This window comes from Streptomyces sp. NPDC044064, from assembly GCF_056434245.1.
This window is the reverse complement of sequence record NZ_JBWKFN010000005.1, coordinates 241,002-253,459: the sequence shown is the minus strand read 5'-3', so window position 1 is coordinate 253,459 and position 12,458 is coordinate 241,002. Positions and strand designations below refer to the sequence as shown.

Genomic DNA, 12,458 nt, shown 5'->3' with positions numbered 1-12,458 from the left:
ACCTTGGGCACACCGGCTGCCTTGCAGATCTCGGCCACACCCGTCCCATGGGGGGTGCAAGTTCACGACCGGTCGCCTATTCGTACTCGGTCCCGCCCTTGCGCGTCAGGTAGGCAGGGCTGACGGCCTTCGCGATCGCCCGGCCCCCGGTCACCCCGCTGTACCGCTCCACGAGGGGCCGTATCACCACGCCCTCCCGCAGATGCAGCCCCCGCCCGGACACCGTCTCCCGCCCGCTCGCGAACTCCAGCACCCGCTCGATGTCGTACGGCCCCGAGAACAGCCGAGGCACCGACGGCAGCTCACCGCCGAGGACTTCGGCCGCGTCCAGCCACCGCACCGTGCCGTCGATCTCGGCGGACACGTCGAACACCGCGTAGCCCAGCGTCTCCCGCCGCCCGTCGGCCCCGTAGGTCAGGTCCTGCACCCCCGCCCCGTACACCTCGCCGAAGATGCCGACGCGGCGCGCCCCCAGCCGTTCGGCGAGCCGGGCCGCGACCTCGGCGACGCCGTGTCCGCGCACCGCCCGCCAGTACAGATTGCGCGGATCCTCCTTCAGGGCGAGGGACTTGGCGCCGAAGCCCTTGGAGGAGACGTGCACCCGGTCCTCGTCGGCGAGATACGTCAGCAGGCAGGCCGAGCCGTGCAGCTTCTCGGTCAGGACCACATCCTCGCCCGCTGCGAAGATGTCCGGAAACCGCTGGATGTTCTCGATGTCCACCCAGGGCAGCAGGTCGGGCGCGGACTCCACGTCCCCGTCCATCGTCGGCGGGACCGGCGGCACCCACTTGGTGATGCCCAGCCGCCCGGCGAAGTCGGTCCCCTCGGCCGCGGCCCGCGCCAGGTCCACGTCCGCCAGCGCCTTCGGCCGGCACACGATGCCCTGCGACAGCTCACCCCGCAGCCGCACCGCCTTGACCCGGTTGGCGTCACCGCCCGCCAGCCGCCCGGTCAGCCCCAGCTCCTCGATCAGCCCCGGCGGCAGCACGGACTGCTCGGGGATGTAGACGGCGGTCTCACCGGTCCGGTACGCACCCTTGGCGACGACGGCCCGGTACAGGCCCACCTGGGCCAACTCGAGCGCATCGGCGTTCGGATGCTCGTGGACGGTCAGCACTTCGGCGGTGACGCGCAGCGTCGACATCTGGGGACTCCTCGGTTCCTCAGGTCGGTTTCATCGACACCACTCTCCGCACGGGAAAGGGGTGGAGCGAGCGGATTAGGGGCTGGTAACGTCGCGATCTTCGGCCGGCGGCGACCCCCGGCACGGAGTACCGAACGGGGCCGAACTCCCATGCCCACGCCTGCCCTTGACGCCGCCCTCGCGGACATCGACACGGTCTTCAACGGCTTCGCGAGCCCGGACGAGACCGGCTGCGGCCTGTGCCACCTGCCCGAGGAGACCGCGTATCTGCGCACGCCGTACGTCCGCATGCCCGTCGACGTGGTGCGGAGGTACCTCTTCGAGGTGTCCGACCACTTCGACGACCACGCGGCCTCGATGCGCCGTCTGCTCCCGCAGGCCGCACGGGCGATGGCCGACGGCGCCCTCGGCTCGATCGGCTACGGCTGCCACGGGCTGAGCCGGGTGGACTGGCGCTCCTGGCCGGCCGAGCAGGCCGCCGCGATCGACGCCTTCCTGCGCGCCTGGTGGCGGGACGCCCTGACGACCGCCCAACCGCCTTACAGCATCGACGACATCTTCGACACCTGTGTCACGATCGCGCAGAGCGTGACACCGTTCCTCGACGGCTGGCCCCGAGGACCGGTCGCCGACACCCACCTCATCCACTGCGCCGGCGTGTGGCTCTACGACCTGCTCTCCGACAACTCCCCCTTTCCCTGGTGGTACGACGACAGCGAGGAGGCGGGTCTCGCCGAGCTCCGTACCTGGCTGCCCGGCCCCGGCGCCGCCCGCTTGCACGCCCTCGGCGAGTACGACCTCGCCGTCCGCTGCGAACTCCTGGCCCTGCCCTACGGCGACCGCTGGGCGCACGCGTACTGGGACAGCGCCTCTCCCACCAACTGAGCGTTGGAACGGGCCCGTTCACCGTCCGGCAGGACCAGGGTGTCCTCCAGGCCGATACGGACGGCCAGGCCCAGCCGCCCGGCCAGACGCAGCACCGGCCAGGCACCGCCCTCCTCGCCGTGCAGCAGCACCGGGCGGCCGTGGGCGCCGGCCAGTCCGGCCAGCAGGGTCCGCGCCGACGCCTGAGCCGTCGCCGGATCCGGGTCGGTCACCTCCGCGAGCACCCGCAGCACCCTCGGCCCGAGCGGCGAGGCCGCGAACCGGGCCGCTCCGTCGGTGCCGGACCAGATACCCGCCTCCACACGGACACCCCGGGCGAGCAGGTGCTCGGCCACCTCCTCGGCGCCGGGCTCATGCCAGTCGACCGAGGCGAAGTCGGGCAGCGCCGACCAGCTGCGCACCCGGTCGAGCCGGGCGGCGGGGTCGGGCTCGGCCCAGGCGCCGGTGGTCACCCCGACCGGCACCGGCACCCGCGCCCGTATCGCCTCCAGCGTCGGGGCGAGCACCCGTGGGGACAGACTGTCGTGCCCGCACGGTGTCTTGGGGTGAACGTGGATCTCCGTGGCGCCGGCCGCGACAGCTTCGGCGGCGGACCGTGCCAAGTCCTCGGGGGACAAGGGCACACACGCGCCGTCCATGGCCGAGCGGCGGCCGTTGAGACACACCTGCATCATGAGTCGATGGTGCCGGACGCCACTGACAGTGCCCAACGGCGCGTCCCGGCAAGGGGTGCGGCATCCCCCTGCGCACCCCCCGGTTCCACCCCCCTGCCGATCAGGCCGAGATCAGCAGCTGTCCCCGCCCGGCGTACGCCAGCGCCTGGGGCGTGAGCACGGGCCGGGGCACGAGGATCCCGCAGTCCGTGCAGACCGGACCGGACGAGGGCTCGTGGTCCAGGTCGAACTTCCATATGAGGCGCTCACCGGAACACACGGGGCAGGCCGAGCCCGGCTCCCGCTCCAGCGCGGCGATCAGCCGGCGCAGCACCTCGGCCAGCGGCTCGCCGGGGTGGACCCGCGGGTCGTCGCACCAGGCGACCCCGAACCCGCCCCAGGTCAGCCGGTGCCAGTCGTCCACGGTGCCGGGCCGGCGCAGCCCGTCGTGCTTCTCCTTCTTGCGGCGCTCGGCGAACTCGCCCTCATAGGTGAGCCAGACCTCGCGCGCCTCCTCCAGCTCCTCCAGTGCGGCCACGAGCCGCGCCGGGTCGGGGGAGCGGTCCTCCGGACCGAAACCGGCCCGGGAGCACAAGTGGTCCCAGGTCGCCCGGTGCCCGTAGGGAGCGAACCGCTCCAGGCACTTACGCAGTGAGTAGCGCCGCAGTGCCAGATCACACCGCGGATCGCGCACCTGTCTCGCCAGACTTCGGAATCCGGCCATCGCCCTGCACCTCCGTCACACCTGCGTCCGCACTTCGGTCACTTCGGCGTCGCCGTACGGCTTTCGCGCGACGTCGCCGAGTAGACGTATCGACACGCGATCCGGCTCCATCCGATTTCCGATGCCCTCCCATAAGGCGCCCCGGGTTGACCGCCGGGCGCACCGGTCCTCGTGACTCCAAAACTTGACGCATGTTCATCTTCAATCCCGGGGATACCGGCGGTAACGTCCGGCCCACCCCCGTCGGGAGGAGCTGCCATGCCACGGCGCACCCCACGCAACGTGTTGTTCGACAGACTGAGAACTCCCCGCAGGCTCACCGGGTTCCTGAAGACGGCATCCGTATGCGTTCTCATCGCGGGAGTCCTCTCCCCGCTCACCCAGGCAGCGGCGGCGGAGAGCGCCACGGCCTCGAACGACTACTGCGGCGGCCAGTGTTCGGACATCCTGCCGCCGGGCGAGAACGGCAACGCCACCCTCGCCCAGATCCTGCTCAACCAGGCCTTCGGCGTCCAGCCCTCGCACGCCGAGGACCAGCTCGGACCGTACGCCAACCTGGCGAACGGCTACTCGGGGCTCACCGACGCGAAGATCAACACGTTCTTCGACGACGCCTCCCTCGGCGTCCCTTCCGACCAGGTCGCCTCCACCGAGAAGCCGGCCGGCCGCGGTGACGTGACGATCGTCCGCGACAAGAAGACCGGTGTGCCGCACATCACAGGCACCACCCGGTACGGCACCGAGTTCGGTGCCGGGTACGCGGCCGCCGAGGACCGGCTGTGGCTGATGGACGTCTTCCGGCACGTGGGCCGCGGCCAGCTGACCACCTTCGCCGGCGGCGCGGCCGCCAACCAGGGCCTGGAGCAGCAGTTCTACCGCAACGCGCCGTACACCGAGGCCGACCTGCAGGCGCAGATCGACAACGCCGTGGCGAACAACGGCGCCCGCGGTCAGCAGGCCCTCGCCGACGCCAACGCCTACCTCGCCGGCATCAACTCCTACATCGACGCCTCCGACAGCGGCCGCTACTTCCCCGGCGAGTACGTCCTGACCGGCCACAAGGACTCCATCACCAACGCCGGCACCATAGACCACTTCAAGATCACCGACCTGGTGGCGCTCGGCTCCGTCGTGGGCTCGCTGTTCGGCTCCGGCGGGGGCGGCGAGGTCGACAACGCGCTCTCCCTGATCGCCGCCCAGTCCAAGTACGGCGTGGCGGAGGGCACCAAGGTCTGGGAGTCCTTCCGCGAGCGCAACGACGCCGAGGCCGTCCTGACCGTCCACAACGGCGAGAGCTTCCCCTACGCCTCCAGGCCCGACGACCCCAAGGGCGAGGCCCTGCCCGACCCCGGCTCGGTGACCCAGGAGCCGCTCGTCTACGACCGCACGGGCAGCGCCGCCACCGCGAGCGCCAGCCGCGCCTCCACCGCGGCCGCCAGGGCCACCCTCGGCTCCGCCAGGCGAGGCATGTCCAACGCCCTCGTGGTGGGCGGAAAGTACACCGCCAGTGGCCACCCCATCGCCGTCTTCGGGCCGCAGACCGGCTACTTCGCCCCGCAGCTGCTCATGCTCCAGGAGATCCAGGGCCCGGGCATCAGCGCCCGCGGCGCCTCCTTCGCGGGCCTGAGCATGTACGTCGAGCTGGGCCGCGGCCAGGACTACTCCTGGAGCGCGACCACCTCGGGCCAGGACATCATCGACACCTACGCCGTCGAGCTGTGCCAGGACGACTACCACTACCTGTACCACGGCACCTGCACCGCGATGGACGAGGTCGAGCAGAAGAATGCGTGGAAGCCGACGACCGCCGACGGGAGCGCGGCGGGGTCGTACACCATGCGGGTGTGGCGGACGAAGTACGGCCCGGTCGAGTACCGAGGCACGGTCGGCGGCAAGAAGGTCGCCTACACCACCCTGCGCTCCTCCTACCTGCACGAGGCCGACTCGATCATCGGCTTCCAGATGCTGAACGACCCCGACTACGTCAAGGGCCCGAAGGACTTCCAGAGCGCGGCCCAGCACATCAACTACACCTTCAACTGGTTCTACGCCGACTCCCAGCACACCGCGTACTACAACAGCGGCGACAACCCGGTCAGGGCGAGCGGCGTCGACGCCGAGTTCCCGGTGTGGGCGCTGCCGGCGTACGAGTGGCGGAACTGGGACCCGGCCACCAACACGGCCGACTACACCCCGGCCTCCGCGCACCCGAACTCGGTCGACCAGGACTACTACGTCTCCTGGAACAACAAGCAGGCCAAGGACTACACGACCGCGTCCTGGGGCGACGGGTCGGTTCACCGCGGAAACCTGCTCGAGGACCGGGTGAAGAAGCTGGTCGCGGCCGGCGGGGTGACCCGCACCAAGCTGGTGCAGGCCATGGCGGACGCGGCCCTCGCCGACCTGCGCGCCGAGGACGTGCTGCCCAAGCTGCTCAAGGTGATCAACTCCTCCCCGGTGACCGACTCCACGGCCGCCGACGCGGTGAACAAGCTCCAGGCGTGGGTGAGCGCGGGCGCCAGGCGCACGGAGACCTCGGCGGGTTCGAAGACGTACGCCAACGCCGACGCGATCCGCATCCTGGACGCCTGGTGGCCGCTGCTGGTGAAGGCGGAGTTCGAGCCCGGCCTGGGCAGCGACCTGTACACCGCGTTCACCGACAACCTGCCCGTGGACGAGGCCCCGTCCGCCGGGCACGGCCCGACCGGCTCGCACGCCGGGAGCTCCTTCCAGTACGGCTGGTGGAGCTATGTCGACAAGGACATCCGGTCGGTGCTCGGTGAGTCCGTGCAGGGACCGCTCGCCCGGCAGTACTGCGGCGGCGGCAGCCTCGGCGCCTGCCGGGACAGCCTGATCGGCACCCTGAAGCAGGCGGCAGGCCTGACCGCCGCCCAGGTCTACCCGGGCGACGACCAGTGCTCGGCCGGCGACCAGTGGTGCGCCGACTCGATCGTCCAGCGCACCCTGGGCGGCATCAAGCACGGCAGGATCAGCTGGCAGAACCGGCCGACCTTCCAGCAGGTCGTGGAGTACACGTCACACCGGTGACATGCGAACGGCGGCGGGTCAGACGATACGGCCCGCCGCCAGCACCACCCGCGCCAGTTCCGGGTGCACGATGTCGCTGTGCGCCCCGGACGGCGGGCCCCCGCTGCGGACGACCGCGGCCGCGTCGACGTTCACACAGCCCGATCCGGGCAGCGCCCCGGTCAGGGCCGCGGCGAGGTCCAGCTTCGCGGTGCCCGGCACCGCCTGCACCCCGTCGTGCCCCATGGCCCCCCACTCGGGGCCCAGCACACCCGCGACGTCGACGCCCAGGACCGAGTGGTCGTCCCCCGCGAGACGCGAGGCGAGCGGATAGAAGGTGCCGAGCGCGTCGTCGAAGTGCGAGTAGCAGCACACCAGCGGGCCGTCGATCCGCTTCTGCCGGTCCTTGAGCGCGCCCGCGGTGTCCGGGTCCCCGGGCAGCCGGGCCGCGAACGCGTAGTGCGAGAAGGCGCCCTGCAGCAGGGTCACGGACTTCACCGTGCGCACTCCGCCGGGCAGCCCGCGCAGCGCGAACGCCACCAGCCGCCCGCCGAAGCTGTGTCCGACCAGATGCACCCGCACGCCGGGAGCAGCCTGGGCCAACTGCCCGACGAAAGAACCGAGTCCGTGCTCGCCGACCGTCCCGGCCCGCCGTTTCATTATGTAGTACGTCGCCTGCCGCAGCAGCTCCTTGGCACCCTCCCAGGGGTTCGGCAGGCTGAACTCGGCGTGCGGTCCGGTCAGCGCCGCGGCGAACTCCTCGCAGGCGGTCACCGTGTCACCGCTGAACATGAGGGGCTCGCCCGGCTGCGAGGTGTCCGCCGCGGCGAGCGGCGGGGCCGCCCCGACCAGCTGCCGCACCAGCTGCCCGAACTGAGCCAACCCCTGTTCCCCGTCCGGCTGTTCGTCCAGCATCCGGGCCAGCCGGTCGAGCTGCTCGGCCCGGTCGGGGAAGGCCGTCAGCAGTGCGCGCCGGGTGTCCGGGTCCAGCGCCGGGCCCGCCGCGAGACCGGGCACGGTGCTCGGAAAGTCCGGGATCGGCTCGTCGCAGAACCGCATCGACGGCCAGATCACGCCCACGTACCCGATCCGCGCCTTCGGTGCGAGCTTCGGGATCGGGGCGAAGAAACGCCGGTACAGCGCGGTGGCGCCCGAACGGTCGTTGTTCCAGCCGTGCGCGAAGACGATCAGGTCACGGACGCCCCGGTCCGTGACCTGCGCCAGCAGCCGGTCGCGTTCGGGGCCGTCCACGTCCCCGTCCGCATCGAAGGTCAGCTCCCAGTAGGGAGTCACGCTCATCCCAGGATCCGCCATGCCGGGCTCCCTCGTCCCCCGAACGATGCGATGTGGGCGTATCGTCCTGCGGCGGGGCAGAGTTGGCCATACGGCGCGGTTCACTTGTAGAGCAGATATTCCTTTCGAACGCTCCGGAAAGCGGCCAGCTCCTCCTGCCAGGCGGCGACCACCTCGTCCGGGCCGGCCCCCGCGTCGATCATGGTCCGCACCCGGGTGGAGCCGGTGAGCTTGTCGATCCAGTTGTCCGAGCGCCAGGCGAAGCCGTCCCAGACCTTCCGTGCGGTCACGAGCAGGGCGATCCCGGTGCGTACGGGGTCGTAGGCGGCCCGGTCCCGCACATGGATCTGCACGCCCCCGACGGTCCTGCCCTGGAACTTGGAGAAGGTGGGCGCGAAGTAGGCCTCCCGGAACCGCACACCCGGCAGCCCCAGTTCGTCGGCCGCGGCGGCCCAGCGCCCGTCGACGCCCTCGGCGCCGAGGAGTTCGAAGGGCCGGGTCGTGCCGCGCCCCTCGGAGAGGTTGGTGCCCTCGAACATGCAGGTGCCCGAGTACACCAGTGCGGTGTCCGGGGTCGGCATGTTCGGGCTGGGCGGCACCCAGGGCAGACCGGAGGCGTCGTAGAACCATGTGCGCTTCCAGCCCGTCATCAGGACGGTCTCCAGCGGGACCGGCGTGCTCAGGAACTCCCCGTTGAACAGCCGGGCCAGCTCGGCGACCGTCATGCCGTGTGCCTGCGCGATGGGCCGGCGGCCCACGAAGGTGGCGAACTCCTTGTGCAGGACGGGGCCCTGGGCCGAGCGTCCGGTGACCGGATTCGGGCGGTCGAGCACGACGAAGCTCTTGCCCGCGAGCTGGGCCGCCTCCATGCAGTCGTACAGGGTCCAGATGTACGTGTAGAAGCGGGCGCCCACGTCCTGGATGTCGAAGACGATCGTGTCGACCCCGGAGGCGGTGAAGATGTCCGCCAGCGGGCGACCGCTCGTGAGGTACGTGTCGTAGACCGGCAGACCCGTCGCCGGGTCGTCGTAGCGGCCCTCGGAGCCGCCGGCCTGGGCGGTGCCGCGGAAACCGTGCTCGGGGCCGAAGACCGCGGTGAGCCTGCAGCGGGGGTCGGCGTGCATGACGTCGACGATGTGCAGGGCGTCCCGGGTGATGCCGGTGGGGTTGGTGACGATGCCGACTCGCCGGCCGCCGAGGAGGGCGTATCCGTCGGCTGCGAGTCTTTCGAAACCCGTGCGCAGGTGGTCGGCGGCCGCTGCCGGTGTCGCTCCGAGAGAGGCGGTGGCTGTGGCCGCTGCGAGTAAGGCTCTTCTGGACAGGTGCATGAGGTGACCTCCACGTTGAGCGCTCCCGCAGGCAGTGTGGCAGGGTGCGGGCCGGATGTGGCTGATCGCGCCCAGGCGACAGAGCCGCAAATCGATGCAGCCCCGAGACCCTGGGGAGTCGACCCTTCCGTACCTACATACCGACTGGTTAGTCTGGGATGCCAGAGCCGATACGCGCCGCGCGAGATCGCGTCGAAGGAGACCGATGGTGGAAGCCGTGCAGGATGCCGGAGTGGTCGTCACCGGAGCGGGCGGGGGGATCGGGGCCGCGCTGGCCCGCAGGTTCGCGGCAGAGGGTGCCAGAGTCGTCGTCAATGACCTGGACGCCGGGAAGGCCGAGGCGGTGGCCGCGGAGATCGGCGGGATCGCCGTGCCGGGCGATGCCTCGGCGATCGTCGATGACGCCCGTGAGGCGCTCGGCGGTGCCGTGGACGTCTTCTGCGCCAACGCCGGCGTCGCCTTCGAGGACGCGGGTGCCGGCGAGACCCTCGACGAGAAGGCCTGGGCGCTGTCCTGGGACGTCAACGTGATGGCCCACGTCCGGGCGGCCCAGGCGCTGCTGCCGGACTGGCTGGAGCGCGGGCGCGGCCGGTTCGTCTCCACGGTGTCGGCCGCCGGACTCCTCACCATGATCGGCGCCCCCTCCTATGCCGTCACCAAGCACGGCGCGCTGGCCTTCGCCGAGTGGCTGTCGCTCACCTACGGCCACCGGGGCGTCAAGGTCCACGCCATCTGCCCGCAGGGCGTCCGCACCGACATGCTCGCCGCCACCGGCAGCGCGGGCGACCTGGTGCTGCAGCCGACCGCGATCGAGCCGGAGGCGGTCGCCGAGGCGCTGTTCCAGGGCATCGCGGAGGACCGCTTCCTGATCCTGCCGCACCCCGAGGTCGCCGAGTACTACCAGGCGCGGGCCGCCACCCCCGACCGCTGGCTCGCCGGAATGAACCACATCCAGCAGAAGTGGGAGGCCACCCGGTGAGCGCCTCACCGTACGCGGCGCGGCCCTGGCTGGCCCTGCTCAACGAGGTGCAGCGCGGGCCGGTCGACCCCGCCGACTCGCTCGTGCACGCCCTGCGCGCGGCCGTCGCCGACGCCCCCGACCGCACCTTCCTCGCCTACTTCGACGCCCGGCTGAGCTACCGCGAGGTCGACGAGCTGAGCGACTCCGTGGCCGCCCGCCTCGCCGCGCGCGGTCTGGAGCGCGGCGACCGGGTCGCCGTCGTGCTGCAGAACTCCCCGCACTTCGTCCTGGCCGTCCTCGGCGCCTGGAAGGCGGGCGCGACCGTCGTGCCCGTCAACCCGATGTACAAGTCGGCCGAGGTCGCCCATGTGCTGCGGGACGCCGAGGTCGCCGCGCTGATCTGCTCCGACCGGGCCTGGGAGTCGTATCTGCGGGACACGGCCGCCGGCTCGCCGGTGCGGATCGTGCTCACCGGGTGCGAGCTCGACTTCCAGACCCGGGACGACGCGCGCGTGCTCACCTTCGAGCGGCTGCCCCAGGCCCCCGACGCCGACGACCTCGTGGCCGTCGCCCGGCAGGGCGGCAGGGCGCCCGGGGACCGCGACCCGGGCCCCGGCGACATCGCGCTGATCAGCTACACCTCGGGCACCAGCGGCACCCCGAAGGGCGCCACCAACACGCACGGCAACATCATGCACAACGCCGAGCGGCAGCGGACCGGGCTCGCCCTGCCGGACGCACCCGTCTACTTCGCGCTCGCACCGCTGTTCCACATCACCGGGATGGTCAGCGAGTTCGCGTCGTGTCTCACCAGCGTGGGCACGCTGGTGCTCGCCTACCGCTTCGAGCCGGGTGTCGTCCTGGACGCGTTCGCCGAGCACCGTCCGCACTACACGGTCGGCCCGTCCACCGCGTACATGGCGCTGGCCGCCCACCCCGACGTCACCGCGGAGCACTTCGTCTCCTTCGTGGGCATCGCCTCGGGCGGTGCCCCCGTGCCGCCCGCCCTGGTGGAGAAGTTCCGCGCCCAGTGCGGCCAGTACATCCGCACCGGCTACGGGCTGACCGAGTGCAGCGGGGCCGCCGCGGCCGTCCCGCCCGGCCTGGAGTCGCCCGTCGACCAGGCCTCCGGGACGCTCGCCGTCGGAGTGCCCGGCGCCGACACCCTCGTCCGCATCCTGGACGAGCGGGGCGAGGAGGTCCCCTTCGGCGAGCAGGGCGAGATCGTCGTCCGCGGGCCCCAGGTGGTCCCCGGCTACTGGCGGCGGGCCGAGGCCACCGCCGAGACCTTCCCGGACGGGGAGCTGCGCACCGGCGACATCGGATTCATGGACGCGCAGGGCTGGCTCTACGTGGTCGACCGCAAGAAGGACATGATCAACGCGTCCGGCTTCAAGGTGTGGCCGCGCGAGGTCGAGGACGTCCTCTACACCCATCCGGCGGTGCGCGAGGCCGCCGTGGTCGGCGTCCCCGACGGCTACCGCGGGGAGACCGTCAAGGCCTACATCAGCCTGCGGCCGGGCGCCGAGGCGGACCCGGATGAATTCGCGGTGTACTGCAAGGAGAGACTGGCTGCCTACAAGTACCCGCGCCAGGTGGAGATCCTGCCCGACTTGCCCAAGACGACGAGTGGGAAGATCCTCCGTCGGGAACTGCGTTCCCGCGCCCACGACAATCAGCAGTAACGACGGAAAGGCAGGTGGCGGCAGTGCCCAGGACGACGGACGGAGACGGGACGCCCGTTCCGCAGCGGCTGCTGAACGCCGCCACCCGCCTTTTCGCCGAGCAGGGCTACGACCGCACCTCGGTGCAGGAGATCGTGGAGGCGGCCGGCGTCACCAAGGGGGCGCTGTACCACTACTTCGGCTCCAAGGACGACCTTCTGCACGAGGTGTACGCGCGGGTGCTGCGCGTCCAGCAGGAGCGGCTGGACCACTTCGCCACCATGGACGCGCCGGTGGAGAAGCGGCTCAGGGGCGCGGCCGCGGACGTCGTCGTCACGACGATCGAGAACCTCGACGACGCGATGATCTTCTTCCGCTCCATGCACCACCTGAGCCCGGAGAAGAACAAGCAGGTGCGCGCCGAGCGCCGGCGCTACCACGAGCAGTTCCGCGCGCTCATCGAGGAGGGCCAGCGCGAGGGCGTCTTCTCCACGGCGACCCCCGCCGACCTGGTCGTGGACTACCACTTCGGCTCGGTCCACCACCTGTCGACCTGGTACCGCCCGGACGGCCCCCTCACCCCCCAGCAGGTCGCCGACCACCTGGCCGACCTGCTGCTGCGGGCGCTGCGTCCCTAGCCCCGCAGACATACCGGTGAGGGGGGGGGGGCCAGGGGGGGCGGCCCCCCCCCCCCCCCCCCCAAAAGAGCTTTTTGCCTCCCCCCCCGCCACAAACAACGCGGGGCCCCCCTGCCAGGAACCGGACCAAACACAGAGGTG

The 12,458-nt window shown here is 71.5% G+C and carries 10 protein-coding genes; 5 read left to right on the top strand and 5 right to left on the bottom strand.

Going from position 1 to position 12,458, the window contains the following annotated elements:
- Window positions 1–76: 76 nt before the first annotated feature.
- Window positions 77–1,144 (bottom strand): RNA ligase (ATP), encoded by a 1,068-nt coding sequence (locus AC07DS_RS10945; RefSeq protein ID WP_479144132.1) that lies wholly within the window; start codon window positions 1,142–1,144, stop codon window positions 77–79.
- Between the two features lie 150 nt (window positions 1,145–1,294).
- Between AC07DS_RS10945 and AC07DS_RS10940 the strand changes: the two genes are divergently transcribed.
- A complete protein-coding gene (locus AC07DS_RS10940) occupies window positions 1,295–2,029 on the top strand; it encodes a hypothetical protein (protein WP_479144131.1) in 735 nt (244 codons plus the stop codon).
- Here AC07DS_RS10940 and AC07DS_RS10935 read toward each other — a convergent pair.
- Both AC07DS_RS10935 and AC07DS_RS10930 read right to left on the bottom strand, forming a co-directional pair.
- Window positions 1,975–2,703, bottom strand: coding sequence for a 3-keto-5-aminohexanoate cleavage protein (locus AC07DS_RS10935; RefSeq protein WP_479144130.1), 729 nt, complete (start codon window positions 2,701–2,703; stop codon window positions 1,975–1,977). The two genes, AC07DS_RS10940 and AC07DS_RS10935, sit on opposite strands and share 55 nt — an antisense overlap.
- 100 nt (window positions 2,704–2,803) lie before the next feature.
- On the bottom strand, window positions 2,804–3,406 hold the full coding sequence (locus tag AC07DS_RS10930; RefSeq protein ID WP_479144129.1) for a hypothetical protein: 603 nt from the start codon (window positions 3,404–3,406) through the stop codon (window positions 2,804–2,806).
- 258 nt (window positions 3,407–3,664) lie between these two features.
- Here AC07DS_RS10930 and AC07DS_RS10925 point away from each other — a divergent pair, with 258 nt between their 5' ends.
- Window positions 3,665–6,454: a penicillin acylase family protein gene (locus AC07DS_RS10925; RefSeq protein WP_479144128.1), complete on the top strand. Its 2,790-nt coding sequence runs from the start codon at window positions 3,665–3,667 to the stop codon at window positions 6,452–6,454.
- Between the two features lie 18 nt (window positions 6,455–6,472).
- Here the strand turns inward: AC07DS_RS10925 and AC07DS_RS10920 are convergent, their stop codons facing one another.
- Together AC07DS_RS10920 and AC07DS_RS10915 are read right to left on the bottom strand one after the other, a co-directional pair.
- On the bottom strand, window positions 6,473–7,747 hold the full coding sequence (locus tag AC07DS_RS10920; RefSeq protein WP_479144127.1) for a lipase family protein: 1,275 nt from the start codon (window positions 7,745–7,747) through the stop codon (window positions 6,473–6,475).
- A gap of 80 nt (window positions 7,748–7,827) precedes the next feature.
- Complete coding sequence (locus AC07DS_RS10915) at window positions 7,828–9,054, bottom strand: exo-beta-N-acetylmuramidase NamZ family protein (protein WP_479144126.1); 1,227 nt, start codon at window positions 9,052–9,054, stop codon at window positions 7,828–7,830.
- Between the two features lie 205 nt (window positions 9,055–9,259).
- Between AC07DS_RS10915 and AC07DS_RS10910 the strand changes: the two genes are divergently transcribed.
- From AC07DS_RS10910 to AC07DS_RS10900, 3 genes are read left to right on the top strand one after another with little or no spacing between them, the layout of a single operon-like run.
- The gene (locus AC07DS_RS10910) at window positions 9,260–10,033 is read left to right on the top strand and encodes an SDR family oxidoreductase (RefSeq protein WP_479144125.1); all 774 of its coding nucleotides are present in this window, start codon (window positions 9,260–9,262) and stop codon (window positions 10,031–10,033) included.
- Complete coding sequence (locus AC07DS_RS10905) at window positions 10,030–11,700, top strand: class I adenylate-forming enzyme family protein (protein ID WP_479144124.1); 1,671 nt, start codon at window positions 10,030–10,032, stop codon at window positions 11,698–11,700. The genes AC07DS_RS10910 and AC07DS_RS10905 overlap by 4 nt, the downstream gene beginning before the upstream one ends.
- Window positions 11,701–11,723: 23 nt before the next feature.
- Window positions 11,724–12,317 (top strand): TetR/AcrR family transcriptional regulator, encoded by a 594-nt coding sequence (locus tag AC07DS_RS10900; RefSeq protein WP_145882741.1) that lies wholly within the window; start codon window positions 11,724–11,726, stop codon window positions 12,315–12,317.
- The last annotated feature ends 141 nt before the right edge of the window (window positions 12,318–12,458 follow it).